This is a genomic window from Enterobacter sp. MGH85 (assembly GCF_001037655.1).
Taxonomy (GTDB): Bacteria; Pseudomonadota; Gammaproteobacteria; order Enterobacterales; family Enterobacteriaceae; genus Enterobacter; species Enterobacter intestinihominis.
Genome location: NZ_KQ089925.1, coordinates 4,692,935 through 4,714,676, shown reverse-complemented (window position 1 = coordinate 4,714,676; position 21,742 = coordinate 4,692,935). Strand labels below are relative to the sequence as shown.

At 55.5% G+C, this 21,742-nt stretch carries 20 protein-coding genes and 1 tRNA gene; 15 read left to right on the top strand and 6 right to left on the bottom strand.

Annotation, left to right across the window (positions count from 1 at the left end):
* Positions 1 to 108: 108 nt before the first annotated feature.
* Positions 109 to 909 (top strand): endonuclease/exonuclease/phosphatase family protein, encoded by an 801-nt coding sequence (locus SK51_RS22525; protein WP_032621812.1) that lies wholly within the window; start codon positions 109 to 111, stop codon positions 907 to 909.
* A 77-nt stretch (positions 910 to 986) separates the two neighbouring features.
* Complete coding sequence (locus SK51_RS22520; protein ID WP_023299379.1) at positions 987 to 1,760, top strand: class I SAM-dependent methyltransferase; 774 nt, start codon at positions 987 to 989, stop codon at positions 1,758 to 1,760.
* Between the two features lie 52 nt (positions 1,761 to 1,812).
* On the opposite strand, the gene mltD is transcribed toward SK51_RS22520, so the two are convergent.
* Both mltD and gloB read right to left on the bottom strand, forming a co-directional pair.
* Positions 1,813 to 3,177: a murein transglycosylase D gene (gene mltD, locus SK51_RS22515; protein ID WP_022647128.1), complete on the bottom strand. Its 1,365-nt coding sequence runs from the start codon at positions 3,175 to 3,177 to the stop codon at positions 1,813 to 1,815.
* A 68-nt stretch (positions 3,178 to 3,245) separates the two neighbouring features.
* Complete coding sequence (gene gloB, locus SK51_RS22510; RefSeq protein WP_023305477.1) at positions 3,246 to 4,004, bottom strand: hydroxyacylglutathione hydrolase; 759 nt, start codon at positions 4,002 to 4,004, stop codon at positions 3,246 to 3,248.
* Between the two features lie 32 nt (positions 4,005 to 4,036).
* Between gloB and SK51_RS22505 the strand changes: the two genes are divergently transcribed.
* Positions 4,037 to 4,753, top strand: coding sequence for a class I SAM-dependent methyltransferase (locus SK51_RS22505; protein WP_023305478.1), 717 nt, complete (start codon positions 4,037 to 4,039; stop codon positions 4,751 to 4,753).
* Here the strand turns inward: SK51_RS22505 and rnhA are convergent, their stop codons facing one another.
* Positions 4,754 to 5,332, bottom strand: coding sequence for a ribonuclease HI (gene rnhA, locus SK51_RS22500; RefSeq protein ID WP_162196835.1), 579 nt, complete (start codon positions 5,330 to 5,332; stop codon positions 4,754 to 4,756).
* Between rnhA and dnaQ the strand changes: the two genes are divergently transcribed.
* The 9 genes from dnaQ (at position 5,286) to SK51_RS22455 (ending at position 14,388) form a co-directional block, all read left to right on the top strand.
* Positions 5,286 to 6,017, top strand: coding sequence for a DNA polymerase III subunit epsilon (dnaQ, locus tag SK51_RS22495; RefSeq protein WP_075551289.1), 732 nt, complete (start codon positions 5,286 to 5,288; stop codon positions 6,015 to 6,017). The genes rnhA and dnaQ overlap by 47 nt on opposite strands.
* Positions 6,018 to 6,149: 132 nt before the next feature.
* Positions 6,150 to 6,226 (top strand) — tRNA-Asp (locus SK51_RS22490).
* Between the two features lie 387 nt (positions 6,227 to 6,613).
* Entirely contained in the window at positions 6,614 to 7,333 is a 720-nt protein-coding gene (locus SK51_RS22485) for a FadR/GntR family transcriptional regulator (protein WP_023299382.1), read from the top strand.
* Positions 7,330 to 8,343, top strand: a complete 1,014-nt coding sequence (locus tag SK51_RS22480) for an ABC transporter ATP-binding protein (protein ID WP_023305480.1) — start codon at positions 7,330 to 7,332, stop codon at positions 8,341 to 8,343. Before SK51_RS22485 ends, SK51_RS22480 begins: the two co-directional genes overlap by 4 nt.
* Entirely contained in the window at positions 8,340 to 9,422 is a 1,083-nt protein-coding gene (locus SK51_RS22475; protein WP_023305481.1) for an ABC transporter ATP-binding protein, read from the top strand. The genes SK51_RS22480 and SK51_RS22475 overlap by 4 nt, the downstream gene beginning before the upstream one ends.
* Before the next feature lie 2 nt (positions 9,423 to 9,424).
* Positions 9,425 to 10,939, top strand: a complete 1,515-nt coding sequence (locus tag SK51_RS22470) for an ABC transporter substrate-binding protein (protein WP_022647135.1) — start codon at positions 9,425 to 9,427, stop codon at positions 10,937 to 10,939.
* 18 nt (positions 10,940 to 10,957) lie between these two features.
* Positions 10,958 to 11,899 carry an ABC transporter permease gene (locus SK51_RS22465; RefSeq protein WP_023305482.1) on the top strand — a complete coding sequence of 314 codons (942 nt, stop codon included), beginning with the start codon at positions 10,958 to 10,960 and terminating at the stop codon, positions 11,897 to 11,899.
* A 2-nt stretch (positions 11,900 to 11,901) separates the two neighbouring features.
* Entirely contained in the window at positions 11,902 to 12,777 is an 876-nt protein-coding gene (locus SK51_RS22460) for an ABC transporter permease (RefSeq protein ID WP_022647137.1), read from the top strand.
* 9 nt (positions 12,778 to 12,786) lie between these two features.
* Positions 12,787 to 14,388, top strand: coding sequence for a gamma-glutamyltransferase family protein (locus SK51_RS22455; protein ID WP_023305483.1), 1,602 nt, complete (start codon positions 12,787 to 12,789; stop codon positions 14,386 to 14,388).
* Between the two features lie 41 nt (positions 14,389 to 14,429).
* On the opposite strand, the gene SK51_RS22450 is transcribed toward SK51_RS22455, so the two are convergent.
* Complete coding sequence (locus tag SK51_RS22450) at positions 14,430 to 15,200, bottom strand: amidohydrolase (RefSeq protein WP_023305484.1); 771 nt, start codon at positions 15,198 to 15,200, stop codon at positions 14,430 to 14,432.
* 107 nt (positions 15,201 to 15,307) lie between these two features.
* The gene (gene fadE / locus SK51_RS22445) at positions 15,308 to 17,752 is read right to left on the bottom strand and encodes an acyl-CoA dehydrogenase FadE (RefSeq protein ID WP_023305485.1); all 2,445 of its coding nucleotides are present in this window, start codon (positions 17,750 to 17,752) and stop codon (positions 15,308 to 15,310) included.
* Positions 17,753 to 17,991: 239 nt separating this feature from the next.
* Here fadE and lpcA point away from each other — a divergent pair, with 239 nt between their 5' ends.
* Positions 17,992 to 18,570 carry a D-sedoheptulose 7-phosphate isomerase gene (gene lpcA, locus SK51_RS22440; RefSeq protein WP_003863232.1) on the top strand — a complete coding sequence of 193 codons (579 nt, stop codon included), beginning with the start codon at positions 17,992 to 17,994 and terminating at the stop codon, positions 18,568 to 18,570.
* Positions 18,571 to 18,618: 48 nt separating this feature from the next.
* Positions 18,619 to 19,386 carry a class II glutamine amidotransferase gene (locus SK51_RS22435; RefSeq protein ID WP_017383120.1) on the top strand — a complete coding sequence of 256 codons (768 nt, stop codon included), beginning with the start codon at positions 18,619 to 18,621 and terminating at the stop codon, positions 19,384 to 19,386.
* Here SK51_RS22435 and dpaA read toward each other — a convergent pair.
* Positions 19,357 to 20,097, bottom strand: coding sequence for a peptidoglycan meso-diaminopimelic acid protein amidase (dpaA, locus tag SK51_RS22430; RefSeq protein WP_023305486.1), 741 nt, complete (start codon positions 20,095 to 20,097; stop codon positions 19,357 to 19,359). The two genes, SK51_RS22435 and dpaA, sit on opposite strands and share 30 nt — an antisense overlap.
* Before the next feature lie 300 nt (positions 20,098 to 20,397).
* Here dpaA and SK51_RS22425 point away from each other — a divergent pair, with 300 nt between their 5' ends.
* Entirely contained in the window at positions 20,398 to 21,741 is a 1,344-nt protein-coding gene (locus tag SK51_RS22425; RefSeq protein ID WP_023305487.1) for a Na(+)-translocating NADH-quinone reductase subunit A, read from the top strand.
* Position 21,742 lies beyond the last annotated feature (1 nt).

Here is a 21,742-nt window from a genome sequence, read left to right as displayed (position 1 = left end):
GAAAGCGGTTTCTCAGTAATTGCGTTGAAAGTGTGACCTAAAATCCCTATAACATTAGAACCAGTCCGTTTTCCGGGCTGGTTCATGTTACAGAGGCCGTTTCCAAAAGTGCGAAAAAATACCTATGCCATGCGTTATGTTGCCGGAATGCCTGCGGAGAGGATCTTGCCTCCGGGGTCGTTTGCGAGCCTTAGCCAGGCATTACCAGCGGGCACTCCATTAAGCAGTGACGAAAAAATTCGCGTACTGGTGTGGAACATCTTTAAGCAACAGCGTGCGGAGTGGTTATCCGTACTTCAAAATTTTGGTAAAGATGCGCATCTGGTTCTGTTACAGGAGGCGCAAACCACGCCTGAACTGGTCAGGTTTGCAACGACGAACTATCTTGCAGCCGATCAGGTGCCTGCCTTTGTTCTGCCACAGCATCCTTCCGGGGTGATGACCCTTTCAGCCGCACATCCGGTCTATTGCTGCCCGCTGCGTGAACGTGAGCCGATCCTGCGTCTGGCAAAATCAGCGCTGGTCACGGTCTATCCGTTGCCCGACACCCGCCTGCTGATGGTGGTAAACATTCATGCGGTGAACTTCAGCCTGGGTGTTGATGTGTACAGTAAGCAGTTACTTCCCATCGGCGATCAGATTGCTCATCACAGTGGGCCGATCATTATGGCCGGGGACTTCAATGCCTGGAGCCGTCCGCGTATGAACGCGTTGTACCGCTTCGCGCGTGAAATGTCGCTGCGTGAAGTTCGTTTTAACGATGACCAGCGCAAGAAAGCGTTTGGTCGTCCTCTCGATTTTGTCTTCTATCGGGGTTTAAGCGTGCACGACGCCTCCGTTCTGGTGACGCGCGCCTCCGATCATAATCCTCTACTAGTCGAATTCAGTCCCGGCAAACCTGATAAATAATGGTGCGTCAGGTCTGCCGTGGGGCAGGCCTGTGCGGGTGCTGCCCTTTATTTTTTAACCCATAAAAGGACAGCAACATGACAACAACACACTCCCATCATGACAACGTCGAAAAACAGTTTGGTTCTCAGGCAAGTGCCTACCTGAGCAGTGCCGTACATGCCTCTGGCCGCGATCTGGTACGTCTCGGCGAACGGCTCGCCGCGTTTCCTGACGCGCACGTGCTGGACTTAGGCTGCGGGGCGGGGCATGCCAGTTTTACCGCCGCACAGCAGGTTGCTCAGGTGACGGCGTATGACTTATCGAGCCAGATGCTGGATGTGGTTGCTGAAGCGGCGAAAGCGAAAGGGCTGAATAACGTCACGACGCGACAGGGCTACGCTGAATCTTTACCCTTTGAGGATGCATCCTTTGAGGCTGTGATTAGCCGTTACTCTGCACACCACTGGCATGATGTGGGGCAGGCATTACGGGAAGTGAAACGCGTGCTCAAACCGGGTGGAATATTCATCATCATGGACGTGATGTCTCCCGGGCATCCGGTACGGAATATCTGGCTCCAGACGGTTGAAGCGCTGCGTGATACCTCGCACGTGCAAAACTACTCCAGTGGAGAGTGGCTTACGTTTATCACCGAAGCTGGCTTGATTTCACGCTCATTGATAACCGACCGTTTGTCGCTGGAGTTCACGTCATGGATTGCACGGATGCGCACACCGGAGGCATTAACTCAGGCGATCCGATTGTATCAGGAGAGTGCCTCTGCTGATGTCAAGGCGTACTTTGAATTGCATGACGATGGTTCGTTTACCAGCGACACCATTATGGCTGAAGCGCAAAAAGCGGGATAAACAAAAAAGGCACCGAGGGGAATCGGTGCCTTTTTAATAAGCGATCGTACTATCAGGAATCTGGCGTAGCGCTGTTTTTCACAAACAACGTCAGCTGGTCGCCAGGTTGCAGGTTGTCAGTATCGTTGTTCCAGCGCATCACATCTTTGATGTTTACGCCGTGACGCTTAGCAATACTGGACAGCGAGTCGCCTTTACGTACGCGATAGGTAATGCTATCGCTGTTTTTAGCGAGACGCTGTGCGCTGCTACCTGCACCTACGGTCAGCGTTTGACCCACTTTCAGACCGGATCCGCGCAGATTATTCCACTGCTGGAGATCTTTCGTATTCACGCCAAGACGTGATGCAATACCTGAAAGCGTATCACCTGAACGCACCTTATAGCTGCGGCTGCTTACAGGCGACGTATCAGCAATCAGCGTAGACTGAACGGCTGCAATTTCACCCGAAGCTAAAGACTCACGTAACTGCTCCGCGTGTTTCTGCGGAACCATCACATAGCGCGGGCCGCTTGCACCCAGCGTGGAGCCTTTAACACCTGCATTAAAGGTTTTAAGCTTACTTACCGACATACCCGTCATATCAGCAACCTGTTGAATATCAACAGGGCTGCTGAGGCGGACACGCGCCAGTGCACGACTTTCGTCTGGTGTTGGCAGTTGTACACCGTAACGTTTGCTGTTCTTGAGAATGTCACTCAGTGCCAGCATTTTCGGTACGTAAATCTTTGTTTCCTGTGGCAGTGAGAGCGACCAGAAGTCTGTGGATTTTCCACGCGCTTTATTCGCTTTCATTGCCTTCAGTACACGACCTTCACCACTGTTATACGCCGCGACAGTCAATAACCAGTCGCCGTCAAACATCTTGTTCAGACGTTGCATCATGTCGAGAGCGGCTGTCGTTGAAGCGACAACATCACGACGCGCATCGTAGTTGCGGGTCTGCTTTAAACCATAATTTCGCCCTGTGCTCGGAATGATCTGCCAGATGCCTGCTGCATTGGCGCCAGACGTCGCGTGCGGGTCAAAAGCGCTCTCCACTATGGGTAGTAGTACCAGTTCCATAGGCATGTTACGTTTCTTAACTTGCCCTGCTATCCAGTACATATACGGCTCTGCCCGTAATGTTACATCGTGGAGATAGCTCTTATTTCTCAAATACTTCTGTTTCTGTTCGCGAATCCGGCTGTTTTCCGGAATTCCCATCTTTAGCTCGTCGCCAATAGAGGCCCACAAGTCTTGTTCCTGCGCGAAGGATGTCCCATCGTCCAACCATCGCGCCTGACTCGTAAACTTCCCTGCTTCCCCTTGACCAGCCGCAGAAAGGCTCTGTGCGTGCTGTTGTACGTTGCTGCCGTTTTGTGACTGGCAACCTACAAGCAGGACAGAGGCGAGTAATATCGCTTTTGCCTTCATGTGTGTGTCAATAGTTGCTTAAAAGACGAGCGATGATAACGGCGAAATTTTGAAAAGGCAACCCGCAATTATCTGAAGTTATCTTTCTTTGACCTTAACCATGCAAATCGCGCTTCAGGTTGTAACAAATTTGTTTCTTGATTAATTTTATTAATTAAATCAACGTCATTCGTTCTTAAAAATAAATTTATTTGTCGCTCATTTTTCAGAATTACGGGGAGTGTTTTTTGGTTTTTTGCACGTAACTCCTTCACTTTCTGGTAATAATCCTGAATCGCCCGATCCTCTGGTAGTACGCTTGCAGCAAACTTCATATTCCCTAATGTATACTCATGTGCGCAACAAATTACGGTGTCGGCTGGCAGATCATTAATTTTTTGTAAAGATTGATACATCTGTTCTGGCGTGCCTTCAAACAGCCTTCCACAGCCGCCGGAAAACAGCGTGTCGCCACAAAAAAGATAAGGTTTGCTGTAGAAACAGAGATGGCCGGAAGTGTGACCTGGCGTAGCAAATACGGAAAACTCGCACCCGAGTATGAAGATACTTTCGCCTTCTTCGACAACTTGCGTCGTACCCTTATCCTGTGTCTCTGCTGGTCCGTAGACGGGAATATGGGGATAGCGCGCAAGGAGATCGGGAACACCGCCGACATGATCGTGATGGTGATGGGTAAGGAGGATCGCTTCAGGCTGCCAGTCGTTTTCTTCTATCGCGTGCAGGATCGGTACGGATTCGCCGGGATCAACAATGATGCATCTGCGATCGTCATCGACTAAAACCCAGATGTAATTGTCCTGAAAGGCGGAAATACTGATAAGATTCATGCATTACCTCTTATAGCGTGGCGGGTGTTTTGATGAAACCGGCAAGGATACCTCAGACTGTCGCACCACCGGAACGTTGGGCAGAGTTGCCCTGGGGTGAATATTATCGCGAGGCCTTAGAACTTCAGCTTAAACCCTGGCTCGCGAAAATGTATGGTTTTCACCTGCTTAAGATTGGCAATCTGAGCGCAGAAATCAATACCGAAAGCTGCGCTATCTCGCATCAGGTTAGCGTATCGCTTAATGGCTCCCCGGTTCAGGTGAAGGCTGATCCGCTGCATTTGCCGTTTGCGGAAAAATCCATTGATGCCTGTCTGCTCGCTCACACGCTGCCCTGGTGCAGCGATCCCCATCGTCTGCTGCGGGAAGCCGACCGCGTTTTGATTGATGACGGCTGGCTGATCCTGAGCGGTTTTAATCCGCTGAGTCTGATCGGGCTACGTAAACTGACGCCCGTTCTGCGCCGCACGCCGCCATATAACAGCAGGATGTTTACCATGATGCGCCAGCTGGACTGGCTTTCACTGTTAAATTTCGAAGTGCTGAGCTACGGGGGTTTTCAGGTCATCCCCTGGACGCGTAAAGGCGGGGTCTTATTAAGTACCCATTTACCCGCGCTGGGCTGCATGCAATTTATTGTCGCGCGTAAGAGGACGATCCCACTTACGCTCAACCCAATGAAGCAAAGCAAATCAAAAACGCGGATCCGCCAGACCGTGGGTGCCACGCGGCAGTACAAAAAACCGTGATCAGGATTCAGGTTGATAACCTGCATCCTCATGGGTTGGGTTTGATGCCGCCGCGCGAGCCAGCTCGTCACAGCGTTCGTTTTCAGGGTGACCGGCGTGCCCCTTTACCCACTCCCATTTGATTTCGTGCTGACCGAGGGCGGCATCAAGACGCTTCCAGAGATCGACATTCTTGACGGGTTTTTTCTCTGCCGTTTTCCAGCCGCGCTTTTTCCAGTTGTGGATCCATTGGGTAATGCCCTGGCGAACATACTGGCTGTCGGTACTCAGCACCACGTCACAATGTTCTTTTAAGGCTTCCAGCGCCACGATGGCCGCCATCAGCTCCATGCGGTTGTTGGTGGTGAGAAAATAGCCTTCACTAAAGGTTTTTTCATGCTCACGATAACGCATAATGGCGCCATAACCACCGGGCCCTGGGTTACCGAGACAAGATCCATCGGTGAAAATTTCTACCTGTTTACGCATCTCTGGTAGACTTCCTGTATTTGAAACGTTCAGTAAAACGATAAGTCTGACATAAATGACCGCTATGAGCACTGCAATTACTCGCCAGATTGTTCTTGATACCGAAACCACCGGTATGAACCAGATTGGCGCCCACTACGAAGGGCACAAAATCATTGAGATTGGTGCCGTTGAAGTAGTGAACCGTCGTCTTACGGGCAACAACTTCCACGTTTACCTCAAACCCGATCGGCTGGTGGATCCGGAAGCGTTCGGCGTTCACGGGATTGCCGATGAGTTTTTGCTGGATAAGCCCACCTTCGCCGATGTCGCGGATGAATTTCTCGACTACATCAGAGGTGCGGAACTTGTCATTCATAACGCGTCGTTCGATATCGGCTTTATGGACTATGAGTTCAGCAAGCTCAACCGCGATATTCCAAAGACCAATACGTTCTGTAAAGTCACGGATAGCCTGGCGCTGGCAAGGAAGATGTTCCCCGGCAAGCGTAACAGCCTTGATGCCCTGTGCTCTCGCTATGAGATAGACAACACCAAGCGTACCCTGCACGGCGCATTGCTCGATGCCCAGATCCTGGCCGATGTATACCTGACCATGACCGGCGGGCAAACGTCGATAAAATTCAGTATGGAAAATGAATCCCAGCAGACGCGGGATAAAGGCGGCATTCAGCGTGTCGTGCGCCAGGCTAATCGCCTGCGGGTTGTTTTAGCCAGTGATGAAGAGCTAATGAACCACGAATCTCGCCTCGATTTAGTGCAGAAGAAGGGCGGAAGCTGTCTGTGGCGTGGATGAAAAAAGGCGGAAACGTTTGTTAAATCGCCGTTTGGGTGATTTTTGCAGCAAACGATTCAAAACCTGAGAAAAAGCGTTGACGAGTTCAGAGGCAAACCGTAATATTCGCCTCGTTCCCCAAACGGGAACAGTGGAGCGGTAGTTCAGTCGGTTAGAATACCTGCCTGTCACGCAGGGGGTCGCGGGTTCGAGTCCCGTCCGTTCCGCCACTATTCAGAAAGCCTGAATCAGAAATGATTCAGGCTTTCGTCGTTTTATACCCCCTAAAAACTCACCTATTCTCATTCTATTTTCATTAACAAAGATTTAATAAACAAAGTGCAATTTATTAACAAATGCACATTATTGGTGCGTAATTTGCACTGTTATTGTGCATTATGTCTCCATCTCACCTTCTGCCCTCATGTTGATATGTAATAATTATGTAAAAATAATTCATAAGAAATCATTCAGTTACCTGTCATTCTTCAGAAAACTCATGAACCAATACGCTATTGGTTCGCTTATTGCTTAATCATTAGCACGATAAGTAGTTCGTCATATCAATAACTTATCGTTAATGAAAATAAAGTCATGATGAAAGCGAGCGAACCAATATGGAAAAACCTTCACGGGTTTTAGCAAATTCCAGCACCGCGCTTGACCAGTTGCGCGGGCTTATCAACCAGCACGAGTCAACACCAGGCACTCCGCTGCCCACTGAACGTGAGCTATCGGAAACACTCGGCGTAGGACGACGCGAAGTGCGTCGCGCGCTGGACGTGCTGGAAGAAGAAGGGCGGATCTGGCGCAAGCAGGGCAAAGGTACCTTCATTGGTCCGGCTGCCCCTGTTGAGCCGTTGGCGCTTCAGGGATTGGTTCAGCAAACCAACCTGCTGGAAGTCATGGAAGCTCGACTACAGCTCGAACCCGGCTTAGCCCGACTTGCGGCACTGCGTGCCACCAGGGAAAACCTCGCGCTCATGCAGCGCATGCTGGAACGCATTGACAAGGTCAGCCCGGATGACCGCGATCTTAACGAACTGTGGGATAGCGCCTTTCATCGCGCCATTGCGGAAGCAGCCGGCAACCGCCTGATGCTAGGGCTTTTCGATGCGATAGATGCCGTCCGCCGGGAGCCCGGCTGGCAGTATTTACGCGAGCTTGCCCGCACCCCCGAACGTGTCGACAACTACAACGACCACCATCACAACATCATGTCAGCGATTATTCATCGCCAGCCTAATGAAGCTGCGGCCGCCATGCGCGAACACCTGCTCAGCCTGCAAACCGCCCTGATTCAGGCCATCCACCTTGAGGACGATTCCACGCTATGACGACGATACCCTTTAAGGACTCCATGCCCGTACTGCGGCTGCAAAACCTCAACGTTAAATTCGCGGGCTCGCCGGTAAGCGTGCTCGAAGACATCTCGCTGACGGTAAGGGCGGGCGAAACGCTGGCGCTGGTGGGCGAGTCCGGCTGTGGTAAAAGCATCACTTCCCTGGCGCTGATGGGGTTATTGCCTGCCAGCGCCAGGATCGTCAGCGGGGAGATGCACTTCCGCCGCCACGATCTGCGCAAGCTCTCGCCGCGCGAGTATGCCAATCTGCGCGGCAGCGAGCTGGCGATGATATTCCAGGAGCCCATGACCTCGCTCAACCCGGCTTTCACGCTTGGCGATCAGCTCAGTGAAGCGGTGATGCGCCATCAAACGCTCTCCCGGGCTGAGGCGATGACGGTTGCGCTACAGATCCTGGAGAAGGTGCAGATCCCGGCCGCAGAGATGCGCCTTAAGGCTTACCCGCATCAGCTTTCCGGCGGTATGCGCCAGCGCGTGATGATTGCGATGGCGCTGATAAACCATCCCAAATTACTGATCGCTGACGAACCCACTACCGCTCTGGACGTGACCATTCAGGCGCAAATTCTCGCTCTGCTCAATACCTTAAAAGAAGAAACGGGCACGGCGGTGCTGATGATCACCCACGATTTAGGCGTGGTGGCCGAAGTGGCACAGCAGGTGGCGGTGATGTATGCCGGCCAGGTAGTAGAGCAGGGAAGCGTCGAGGCGATATTTGCCGACCCGCAGCACCCGTACACAATTGGCCTGATGGGCTCGATCCCCTCCCTTGGCGTACGCAAGGGCCAGCTTTCCACCATTCCCGGATCGGTCCCGCTGCCGGAATCTATGCCTCAGGGCTGCCGCTTCGCCACCCGGTGTCCCTTCGCGCAGACGCGCTGTCATGCTGAAAAACCACCGCTCACTATGCTCGGCACGGGTCATCAGGTTGCCTGCTTCCGCGTGCCGCTGGAACAACACATTGTCCTGGGAGAAATTGCATGACCACGCCCATTCTTGAAGCCCGGGATCTGAGCAAGCTTTTCCCCAGCCCGAAAAAACTGTTTACGCCGGCCCGCTTTGTCACGGCTGTTGACCGCGTTTCACTGTCGGTGCTGCCAGGCGAAACGCTGGCTATTGTCGGCGAATCAGGTTCCGGGAAATCCACCCTCGGCCGGCTGCTGCTGCGCCTGCTGGGCGCCAGCGAAGGGCGCGTATTTTATCAGGGTGAGGAGATCACCCACGCCTCAGGCGCACGTCTGAACCAGCTCCGGCGTGAGCTACAGATCATCTTTCAGGATCCCTTCGCCTCGCTGAACCCGCGCATGACGGTAGAACAGATTGTCGGTGAGCCGCTGTGGCTGCACCAGAACATGAAAAAAGCGGATCGCCAGTACCACGTCGCCGAGCTGCTCAGGACGGTCGGCTTGCCCGCGGCCTGGGCCGGACGTTATCCGCACGAATTTTCCGGCGGGCAGCGTCAGCGTATCGGCATTGCGCGCGCGCTGGCGTCAGGCCCAAAGCTGCTGCTGGGCGATGAACCGGTTTCCGCACTGGATGTTTCCGTCCAGGCACAGGTGGTCAATTTACTGGAAAGCCTGAAGCACCAGTTGGGGCTAACGATGGTGATCGTCGCCCACGGTCTGGCGGTTATCCGTCATATGAGCGACCGCGTGGCGGTGATGTATCTTGGGCAAATCGTCGAGCTGGCCACCGTCGACGATATCTTCGACGCGCCGCTGCATCCTTATACCCAGGCATTAATTGCCTCTGCGCCGCAAATGCAGCCAGGCGTAGCGCGGGATGCGCCGCTGTTGCAGGGTGATTTACCGAACCCGGCTAATCCGCCCTCCGGCTGCCGTTTCCACACCCGTTGCCCCTATGTTAGCGATGAATGTCGTCAGGTTGAGCCGATTCATCAGGTAATCGACGGCGGACGTCAGGTCGCCTGCCACCGCTGGCAGGAGATTAATCGCGATCGCAGCGTTATACAGATCGCACCGCCATCCGCCGCATTTTTGCGCCGCCGCGCGCTGTTTGAACACGCGGCTACTCACTCCTCCCTTCCTTCAAGGAACTCATGATAATGACAATGCGTAATTCTCTTTTGACCGTACTGGGAAGTGTTATGTTGCTTGGCGCGGCGCTGCCCGCCCATTCTGAAAGCGTGCTGCGAATCGGCCTGGGTGCAGATCCGGACATGCTGGACCCACATCTGGCGCGTACCTATTATGGCCGCTTCGTCTTTGCCTCCCTGTGTGACCGGCTGGTGGACGTGGACGAGCACCTCAAGGTGGTGCCGGGACTGGCGAAATCCTGGGCGTGGAGCGATGACGGCAAAACGCTGACCCTGGATCTCCGTGAAGGCGTGGCCTTCCACGACGGTGAAAAATTCGATGCCGCCGCCGCGAAATACAACCTCGACCGGGCCCTGACGCTAAAAGGCTCTCTGCGTAAAAGTGAACTCTCTTCTGTTGAGTCGGTGGAGGTCACCGGCCCGATGCAGATAGCCCTGCACCTGAAAACGCCGGATGCCGCACTTCTGATGCAGCTCACCGATCGCGCAGGCGCAATGATGGCGCCGGAAGCCGCGAAAAAAGCCGATTTTGCCGCCCATCCGGTCTGTTCCGGCCCGTATAAATTCGACAGCCGCGTGTCGCAGGACCGCATTGTGCTGACCCGCTTCGACAACTACTGGAACAAAGACGCCTATCACTTCGATAAAATTATCTATCTGCCGATCCCGGATGCCTCCGTGCGCCTGGCGAACCTGCGCGCGGGCGATCTCGACCTGACCGAAGGCATTGCCGCCAGCGACGTCAAAACCGTCGAAGCCGACAGCAAGCTGGCGCTGGCGAAGGTGACGGGCCTCGGATACCAGGGCATCACCTTCAATATTAACAATGGCAAAGTCCCGGCGAACGATCCCTTCAAAGATGCCCGCGTGCGTGAAGCATTTTCCCAGGCCATCGATCGCGATGCTTTAAACCAGGTAGTGTTCGAAGGGCTTTACACTCCGGCAAACCAGGCGTTTTCGCCGGTAAGCCCGTATCACGTCAATTTCCCGGTTCCCCCGCGTGACGTCGACAAAGCCAAAGCGCTGCTGAAAGCCGCAGGCGTCACCGCACCGCTGACCGTCAATCTACTGGTGCCGAACAACCCAACCTCGCAGCAGGTGGGCCAGGTATTGCAGGCGATGGTGGCAGAGGCGGGCTTTAACCTGAACCTGCAAATGACCGAGTTCGCCACGCTGCTGGATCGCCAGCAGAGCGGTGACTACCAGTTGAGCTTCTCCGGCTGGTCGGGTCGCCCGGATCCAGATGGCAGCATCTACGGCTTTATCAACAGCAAAGGCACCCTCAACGACGGCCGCTACAGCAATGCTCAGGTGGATGAATGGCTGACGCAGGCGCGCCAGAGCACCGATCAGGCCGCTCGCCAGCCGCTGTATGACAAGGTTGTGAAGCAGCTTCAGACCGATATGCCGATTGCATACCTTTACTTCGAACCGCGCATTTTTGGCCTGAACAAGCGCGTGCAGGGCTTTAAAGCGTACCCGGACGGCATTGTGCGTCTGGCTGGCTTAACGCTGGCGAAATAAACCTCCTGAGGAGAACCCATGCTGGAACTGATTTGCAAACGTCTGCTGCTGGCTATACCCACTCTGCTGTTGGTGAGCATGATGGTGTTTGGCCTGCAAAAGCTGCTGCCTGGCGATCCGCTGATTGCCATGGCCGGGGAGGAGCGCGATCCGGCGGTGATCGCCCAGCTGCGTGCTGAGCTGAATCTGGACGCGCCGATCCCCGTGCAGTATTTCAACTGGCTGACGCGGGCGCTGCAAGGCGATCTGGGTGTCTCCTTACGCACTCATGAGCCGGTCACGCAACTGATTGCCAGCAAGCTGCCGGTCACGCTGGAACTGTCGCTGCTGGCGATGATTATCGCGCTGGTGTTTGGTATCAGCATGGGGATCCTCGCGGCGGTGAACAAAAACAGCTGGGTCGATCACGGGGCGAACTTTGTGGCGATCTCGGGGATCTCAATACCGCACTTCTGGCTGGGGATCCTGCTGATTCTGGTCTTTTCAGTAAACCTGCAATGGTTGCCTGCGTCCGGTTATGTGTCGTTCAGTGAAGATCCGATCCAGAACATGCGGACATTGCTGCTGCCCGCGTCCGTGCTCGGAACCGGCCTGGCGGCGACGCTGATGCGCCATACCCGCGCGTCGATGATTGCGGTGCTGAAAGCGGATTACATCCGCACCGCGCGCGCTAAGGGGCTGCTGCCGAAAGCGGTGATCCTGAAGCACGCCTTTCGCAATGCGCTGGTGCCGGTGATCACCCTCACCACGTTGCTGTTCGGCGAGCTGCTGGGCGGGGCGGTGCTGACCGAGCAGGTGTTCACCATTCCGGGCTTCGGCAAAATGATCGTCGACTCGGTGTTCAACCGCGACTACGCGGTGGTGCAGGGCGTAGTGCTGATCGTGGCGATCGGTTTCCTGATGCTCAACCTGCTGGCTGACGTGCTCTACGTCCTTATCAACCCGAAAATGCGAGGTTAATCATGGCGGAACTGACGACGCAAACCGTGGCGCCCGCGCTGCCGCGCGCGCAAAACCGGGTGCTGAAAAAATTCCTCGCCAATAAAAGTGCGGTGATTGGCGCGATTGTGGTGGGCTTTTTTGTGCTGGTGGCGCTGCTGGCGCCGTGGATCGCGCCATTTGACCCGGTCAAAGCTAACTTCCTCGCGGTGCGCAAAGCGCCATCGGCGATGTACTGGTTCGGCACCGACGAGCTGGGGCGCGATATCTTGTCCCGCATTATCTGGGGGGCGAGAACCTCGCTGATGGCGGGCTGTATGTCGGTGGCGATCGCGGTTGTCATCGGCGTGCCGCTGGGGCTGGTGGCGGGTTATTTCCAGAAGATGTGGGACGGGGTGATCTCCCGCTTTATTGAGGCACTGCTGGCCTGTCCATTCCTGATCATGGCGATCGCGCTGGGGGCATTCTTAGGCCCAAGCCTGACGAATGCCATGATCGCTATTGGACTCTCGGCAATGCCGATCTTCGCCCGCCTGACGCGCGGCCAGGTGATCGCCATTCGCAACGAAGAGTACATCGACGGCGCGCGGGCGATTGGCCTGCCGGACCGCTGGATCATCATTAAATACGTTCTGCCCAACGTGATGTCACCTATCCTGGTGCAGGCCACGCTGGCCATTGCCTCGGCGATTATCGCCGAAGCCAGCCTTTCGTTTTTAGGGTTAGGCCAACAGCCGCCGAACCCATCCTGGGGCTCCATGCTCAACACCGCAAAAGGGTTTCTCGAACAGGCGCCGTGGATGTCGGTTTTCCCCGGCGTGGCGATTTTCCTTGCCGTTCAGGGCTTTAATTTACTCGGCGACGGGCTGCGCGATGCGCTCGATCCGCGCCACGACTAAGGAGTCATGATGACCAAAACGCTCGATTTTACAACCGGTTACGATTCACGACGCCCGCCGATGATGGGCCATAACGCCGTTGCCACCTCGCAGCCGCTGGCGGCACAGGCGGGAATGAAGATGCTACAGCTGGGCGGAAATGCCGTTGATGCGGCGATTGCAACCGCCATGGCGCTGACCGTTGTCGAGCCGACCGGCAACGGCATCGGCAGCGATGCTTTTGCCATTGTCTGGGACGGTGAAAAACTTCACGGTCTGAATGCGTCCGGTCGTTCGCCAGCCAGCTGGCATGCGGATCTGTTTGCCGGAAAAACCGCCGTACCGGAAATCGGCTGGGACGCGGTGACCGTGCCGGGTGCGGTGTCGGGCTGGGTGGCGCTGGCTGAACGTTTTGGCACGCTGCCGCTGACCACGCTCGCGCAGCCAGCCATTGATTACGCGCGTAACGGTTTCCCGGTCTCGCCGCTGATCGGCCATCTCTGGCAGCGCGGCTACAACAAGCTGAAAGATCAGCCCGGGTTTAGTGCCTGCTTTGCGCCGGAAGGCCGCGCGCCGCGCGTGGGGGAGATCTTCCGTAACCCGGCGCAGGCGAACTCACTGGAGCTGATCGCCAAAACCAACGGCGACGCGTTTTACCGTGGCGAACTGGCGCAGAAAATTGCCGCCTTCGCCAAAGCACATGGTGCACACCTGACCGAAGCAGACCTGGCGAATCACCGTGTGGACTGGGTGGAACTGCTATCGCGCGACTTCGCGGGCGGTTCGGTGCAGGAATTGCCGCCAAACGGTCAGGGGATCGCCACCCTGATTGCGCTCGGCATTCTGGAGCAGTGCGGCATCGAGAAACATCACCCGGATTCCGTGCAGGGGCTGCACCTGTCTATAGAGGCAATGAAGCTGGCGCTGGCGGATCTCGATCGCTACGTTGCGGATGAAGAGCATATGGAGTTTGCCGCCAAAGCGCTGCTGAGCGACCATTATCTGAAGTCGCGCGCCGCGCTTATCAATCACGATAAAGCCTCTGATTTTGTGTACGGATCGCCGACGCAGAGTGGGACGGTTTACCTCAGCGCAGCGGATTCCAGCGGGATGATGATCTCCTTTATCCAGTCCAATTTTATGGGCTTCGGTTCAGGGATCGTGGTGCCGGATACGGGGATCAGCCTGCAAAACCGCGGCTGCGGCTTTGTGCTCGATCCCAAACACCCGAACGCGCTGGCAGGCAGCAAGCGTCCTTTCCACACCATCATTCCGGGCTTTGCGATGGACGGTAACGGCAAACCGCTGATGTCCTTCGGCGTGATGGGCGGCCCGATGCAGGCGCAGGGGCACATGCAGATGGCGCTTCGCATTATGCTGCACGGGCAAAACCCGCAAGCGGCGATTGACGCCCCGCGCTGGCGCGTGGTGCAGGGCAGGGAAGTGGTTGTTGAATCGACCTTCGATCGCAATACCATCGCGGCGCTGCGCGAGCGCGGACACCAGATAGTGGTGGAAGATCCGCTTCAGGATTACAATTTTGGCGGCGCGCAGGTGATTTACCGTATGCCGGAAGGGCACTACGTGGCTGCGACGGAGAGCCGCAAAGACGGGCAGGCGTTGGTGAGCTGATTTGTAGGCCGGGTAAGGCGCAGCCGCCACCCGGCTTTTTCTTATCCAATGCTAAATGGATCTGCATCCTGCCAGGCCGGAAACTTCTCCCGATACTCCTTTAACGCCGTTAACGAGATCTCAGCGTCAATTCGTGTCGCCTGATGCGGCTCGGCGGTGGCAATAATCTCACCCTGCGGACTGATCACCCGGCTGTCACCGCGATAGTGATGCCCGTTGCCGTCCGTTCCTACGCGGTTACAGCCAACGACATAAGCCTGATTTTCAATCGCGCGCGCGGTCAGTAAAGCCTGCCAGTGCAGGGAGCGTGGGGCGGGCCAGTTGGCGACGTACAACGCCAGGTCATAATCGTTGCGGTTGCGCGACCACACCGGGAAGCGCAGGTCATAGCAGACCAGCGGCAGAATACGCCAGCCGCGCCATTCAAATACCACGCGTTCGTTTCCGGCTTCATAATGTTGATGTTCATCCGCCATGCGGAACAGATGGCGCTTATCGTAGAAATGGACGTTTCCTTCCGGCTCGACCAGCAGGAAGCGATTGACCGGTCCGCGCCCGGTCTGGAGCGCGACGCTGCCGGCAATCAGCGCGTTTGTTTCCTGCGCCCTGGCGTGCATCCAGGCCACCACCTCGTCCTGCGGCATGGACTGTTTTGCTGCCTCCATCGCGAAACCTGTGGTGAACATCTCCGGCAGGACAATCACATCGCGTCCGGTAATCTCTTCCAGCTGGCGATCAAAATGGCGAAGGTTGGCGGGGCCGTCCATCCACACTAAAGGTTGCTGCAAAACAGAAATCTTTAAACCAGGCACGATACAGGCTCCTTAATAAACACTTTATGACACTGTAGCACGTCATTACCAGAAAATGTGGCAATAAAAAACCCCGCGCGGGGCGGGGTTTGTGAGAGCAAAATACCTTATGCCGCTTCAGGTTTGCGGTGCTTCTCTGGCAGCTTTACCGGCTGAGTCGCCAGCTCTTCTGGTTCGAAATCATCCACGTTAATACTGCGCAGACGGCTCTCTTCGGCTTTCACCAGAATCGCAGCTTCGCTGTTGTCGATGATGCCACCCGCCAGCGCCTGTTTTGCCAGCTCATCCAGTCGTGTAAACGGCAGGTTTTTGCCCAGCTGTTTGCAGATCTTCTGGTGAATCGGGTCGGCGGCCATCACGTCAAGCAGCGCTTCTTCCAGCAAACCTACCGGGTTATGCGGGGTAGGTTCCAGGTATTGACCACGGCCAATACGGGAACGGGTTGCGCTTGGTACCTGGAGGATCTTCGCCACTTTATGATCCAGCTTGTCAGACGGTGCCAGATGGTGACGACCGGTCGGGAAGATCACCGCGCGCAGGGCGCCCGCCACGAAGCGGTTCGGGAAGTTTGCCAGCAGGTCGTCAATCGCCTGTTCCGCCTGATACATCGCATCCTGCACGCCCCAGTGCACCAGCGGCAGATCCGCTTCCTGACGGCCTTCATCGTCGTAGCGTTTCAGCACCGCAGAGGCCAGGAAGATCTGGCTCAGCACATCACCCAGACGGGCGGAGATGCGTTCGCGACGCTTCAGGCTTCCGCCCAGAACGGCCATGGAGACGTCAGACAGCAGCGCCAGGTTAGCGCTCAGACGGTTCAGGTGTTGGTAGTAACGTTTGGTTGCATCGCGGGTCGGCGTCGCGCTGGTCAGCCCCCGCGTCAGGCCGAGCCAGAAGCTGCGAACTTCATTGCTGCAAACGTGACCGATATGTTTGAACAGCAGCTTGTCGAAGGCATCCACGTCGTTATTCTGCGCGGCGGCCATCTCTTCCAGCACGTACGGATGGCAACGAATCGCACCCTGGCCGAAGATCATCATGCTGCGGGTCAGGATGTTTGCCCCTTCCACGGTGATGGCAATCGGTGCGCCCTGATAGCCGCGCGCCAGGAAGTTGCCTTCGCCAAGCATAATGCCTTTACCGCCTGCGATATCCATTGCATCAATAATTGACTGCTGTGCGCGGTGGGTACAGTGGTACTTCACAATCGCCGACAGCACGGCGGGTTTTTCGCCCAGCATAATACCGTAGGTAATCAGCGAGGCTGCGGCGTCCATCACGTAGGCATTGCCCGCAATGCGCGCCAGCGGCTCTTCGATACCTTCCATCTTGCCGATGGAAATTTTGAACTGACGGCGGATATGCGCGTAAGCCCCAATCCCCATCGCCACCGATTTCAGACCGCCGGTAGAGTTCGACGGCAGGGTAATGCCGCGGCCCACCGACAGACATTCCACCAGCATACGCCAGCCCTGGCCGGCCATTTTCGGTCCACCGATGATGTAGTCAATCGGCACAAAGATATCCTGACCGCGAGTCGGGCCGTTCTGGAACGGTACGTTCAGCGGGAAATGACGACGACCAATTTCAACCCCCGGGGTCGAGGTTGGGATCAGCGCACAGGTAATGCCCAGATCTTCTTCACCGCCCAGCAGTTTTTCCGGGTCAGAAAGTTTGAACGCCAGACCGAGTACGGTGGCGATAGGCGCCAGGGTGATATAACGTTTGTTCCAGGTCAGGCGCATGCCCAGCACCTGTTCGCCCTGCCATTCGCCCATGCAGACCACGCCAGTATCCGGGATCGCACCGGCATCAGAACCGGCTTCCGGGCTGGTCAGCGCGAAGCACGGAATTTCCTGACCACGCGCCAGACGCGGCAGATAGTGATCTTTCTGCTCTTCCGTACCGTAATGCTGTAACAGCTCGCCCGGGCCTAAGGAGTTTGGCACGCCAACGGTGATCGCCAGGATCCCGGAGACACCCGCCAGTTTTTGCAGGACGCGAGCCTGAGCGTAAGCGGAGAATTCCAGACCGCCATACTCTTTCTTAATGATCATCGCGAAGAAGCGATGCTCTTTCAGATATGCCCACAGCTCAGGCGGCAGATCGGCCATTTCGTGAGTGATGGCAAAGTCGTTTGCCATGCGGCACGCTTCTTCTACCGGACCATCAATAAAGGCCTGTTCTTCGGCGGTCAGACGCGGCTGTGGATAGTTGTGAAGCTTTTTCCAGTCCGGGTTGCCCTGGAACAGATCGCCTTCCCACCAGGTCGTACCGGCGTCAATCGCTTCTTTCTCTGTACGCGACATCGGCGGCATCACTTTACGGAATCCCCTGAACACCGGCACAGAGATCATCGACTTACGCATCGGCGTCAGGTTAAACGGCAGTAAAATGATGGCCAGGGGAACAAGAACCCAGATATTCCACAGGCCAGCGACGCCAAGTGCAGCCGTCCAGGCCAGAAGAATCAGGCTACTCAGGAATAAACTGACACGGTGATAGAACAACACTCCGAGCAGTACAACGGTTGCGAGAATGCTCAAAATCATCATAAAGAAAAGCTCCCTTGCTTGTAGGAGGTCTGACCACTTGTGATGATATGGTTGTAGTTGATGTCATTTCCTTTAGCAATGTGTTTACAAAATAATTACAACCTGGTTCACATTGTTCGCGTTTTAGCCGGCACAAAAAATCAAAACGCCGGACGATTCGCATGGCTTTAGCTTCTCGCTTTTACTGCTATCCGGTACACTCCACTGTGTTATTTCATCAATACTGAAGGATTATCCTCATGTACCAGGATCTTATTCGTAACGAACTGAACGAAGCGGCGGAAACGCTGGCGAACTTTCTGAAAGATGATGCCAATATTCACGCTATTCAGCGCGCGGCGGTCCTGCTTGCCGACAGCTTCAAAGCCGGCGGTAAAGTGCTCTCCTGCGGTAACGGCGGTTCCCACTGTGACGCCATGCACTTCGCCGAAGAGCTGACCGGACGCTATCGCGAAAACCGTCCGGGCTACCCGGCGATTGCGATTTCCGACGTGAGCCACATCTCCTGTGTAGGCAACGACTTCGGTTACGACCATATCTTTTCCCGCTACGTTGAAGCCGTAGGCCGTGAAGGCGACGTGCTGCTGGGGATCTCCACGTCCGGTAACTCCGCTAACGTGATCAAAGCGATCGCCGCCGCGCGTGAGAAGGGCATGAAAGTGATCACCCTGACCGGGAAAGATGGCGGTAAGATGGACGGTACAGCGGACATTGAAATCCGTGTACCACACTTCGGTTATGCGGATCGCGTTCAGGAAATTCACATCAAAGTGATCCACATCCTGATCCAACTGATCGAAAAAGAGATGGTTAAGTAAGACTTCGCTGGGGGGCGCCGGTGCCCCCCGCTGTTGTGGAGGTGTTCTATGTGCGAACTGCTCGGGATGAGCGCCAATGTGCCAACCGATATCTGCTTTAGTTTCACCGGGCTGGTTCAGCGCGGTGGAGGAACCGGGCCGCATAAAGACGGCTGGGGCATTACCTTCTACGAAGGCAAAGGATGCCGCACGTTTAAAGATCCACAGCCCAGCTTTAACTCACCCATTGCCAGACTGGTGCAGGACTATCCTATTAAATCCTGTTCGGTGATCGCCCATATCCGCCAGGCCAATCGCGGCGAAGTGGCGCTGGAAAATACCCATCCGTTTACCCGTGAACTGTGGGGACGTAACTGGACCTATGCGCACAACGGGCAGCTCTCGGGCTATAAATCACTGGAAACCGGCAATTTTCGTCCTGTCGGTGAAACGGACAGCGAAAAAGCATTTTGCTGGCTGCTGCACAAGCTGACCGAGCGCTACCCCCGTACGCCCGGCAACATGACCGCAGTATTTAAGTACATAGCGTCACTGGCGTCTGAGTTACGCGAGAAGGGCGTGTTTAATATGCTGCTGTCTGACGGACGCTACGTGATGGCATTCTGCTCGACGAATCTGTTCTGGATCACCCGACGTGCGCCGTTTGGCGTCGCCACGCTGCTCGATCAGGATGTGGAAATTGATTTTCAGAAGGAGACCACACCGAACGATGTGGTCACTGTCATTGCAACGCAGCCGCTGACGGGCAACGAAACCTGGCAAAAGATCATGCCAGGCGAGTGGGCGCTATTTTGTCTCGGGGACCGCGTAATTTGACGCCAGCTGAGGCTGAACCACTTCATGGCTGAGCGGTTTACTCACCACGTAACGGCCATTGACGATGGACACCACCGGCGGCTTATGGGTCTGCTCGAAGTAGTCATAACCCGGTTTTAGCTGTTTCCAGAAATCTGTGTAAACAGAGTACTTATGGCGCGCCATGTTGGCATCCGTCATACGGAACGGATAGATGCTGACCTGAACATTCGGCTGGCCGAAGACCAGTGCGCCCGTGACAAACTGGAAGATTTCATCAATGCCGGAATCCGTCATCGCATAACAGCCGACAGACACGCAGGCGCCGTGGATCATCAGGTATTTCCCTTCGTAACCGTGCGCACGGTCAAAGGCGTTAGGGAAACCGATGTTAATCGCTTTATAAAAGCGGCTGTCCGGTTTTAGCTGGCTACGCTGAACGTTGTAAAACCCTTCCGGACTTTTGAAGTCACCCTGGCGCTGTTTTGGCCCCAGTCCGCCAGAATAGTTACAGATTTTGTAGCTATCGAGCAGTTGATACGTCTCGCCCATTTTGACAAACAGATCGAGTGTGCGCTCTTCCTTGAAGATTTGAATATAAACCGGGGAACCCATCAACTGCTGTTTATACTCTTTGCTGACCGGCGTCGTTGAACTATTACTGCCAAGCAGCCCGGCAAACGACATGCACGGTATCAGAAGCATCGCAATGAACAATGCGATTTTACGCATACTACTGGTTCCTTGATAAAACAATGACCAACTTGCCAGAACGGCAAAAGACACCCGAAATCAGACTAATCTGGACAGGAGCGCTCACATTAGCACCGATGGAGATTTTCGCAAGAGCCAACCTTTGCGTTTACAAATTAGTTTTACTTTATAACCCATTCATATTGTCCTGACTCCAGGAACTTTGCGCAATAGCTCGCATTTCGGCGCGCCAGACGGCGGATTTACTGCCCTTGGCAGGGCCGAAAATGGTACACTCCGGCCTCTCTGGATTGTTGTTCATGGATACCTGCTAACCACATGTTTAGAATCAGAAAAGGACTCGATCTGCCAATCTCTGGCGTGCCTGAACAGCACGTAACGACCGGCGCCAGTATTCATCATGTCGCTATTGTGGGTGATGATTACGTGGGCATGCGCCCCGCGATGCTGGTACAGGAAGGCGATCGTGTAATAAAAGGCCAGGCACTCTTCGAGGATAAAAAAAATCCTGGCGTTATGTTTACAGCCCCAGCCAGCGGCACCGTTGTCGCCATCCATCGTGGTGAGCGTCGCGTTCTGCAATCGGTAGTTATTCAAATTGAAGGCGATGAGAAACGCGAGTTTGCGCGTTTTGACGCCGCCGATCTCGCTACCCTCAGCCACGACGCGGTGCAGACGCAACTGCTGGAGTCAGGACTGTGGACGGCGCTTCGCACGCGTCCCTATAGCAAAACGCCCGTACCTGGCACTGTGCCAGCCGCTATCTTCGTTACGGCCATCGACACCAACCCGCTCAGCGCGGATCCGCAGCCTCTTATCCTGGCGGAACGCAAAGCTTTCGATGCCGGCCTCACCGTGTTAACGCGCCTGACGCCGGGCAAAGTGCATGTCTGCCAGGCCAGCGGCGGTAAGCTGGGCGGGCATCCGCAAGGGCAGGTCGCCTTTAATGAATTTGCCGGCCCGCATCCGGCCGGGCTGGTGGGAACGCATATTCATTTCCTGGAGCCGGTAAGCCTGACGAAACAGGTCTGGCATCTTAATTATCAGGACGTGATCGCTATCGGTAAGCTCTTCACCACGGGTGAGCTGTGCGCAGAACGCATTATTGCCATCGGCGGCCCTCAGGCAACCCAACCGCGTCTGGTTCGCACGCTGCTTGGGGCAGACCTGACGGCGCTGTTGGCTGGCGAAACGAAAGAAGGTGAAAACCGCATTATTTCCGGTTCGGTGCTGAGCGGCAGACACGCGACAGGCCCGATGGCCTGGCTGGGTCGTTTCCATCTTCAGGTGAGCGTGGTGCTTGAAGGGCGCGAGAAAGAGCTGTTCGGCTGGGTGCTGCCTGGCGCGGAAAAATACTCGTTAACCCGTACCACGCTCGGCCACTTTTTGCGTCGTAAGCTGTTTAACTTCTCCACCAGCACCAACGGCGGTGAGCGCGCCATGGTCCCGATTGGCAACTACGAACGCGTGATGCCGCTGGATATTCTGCCCACTGTGCTGCTGCGCGATCTGCTGGCCGGCGATACCGACGGTGCCCAGGCGCTGGGCTGTCTGGAGCTGGACGAGGAAGATCTGGCGCTGTGTACCTATGTGTGTCCAGGTAAATACGAATATGGACCCGTATTGCGCGAGGTGTTAACCCGCATTGAGCAGGAAGGATAAC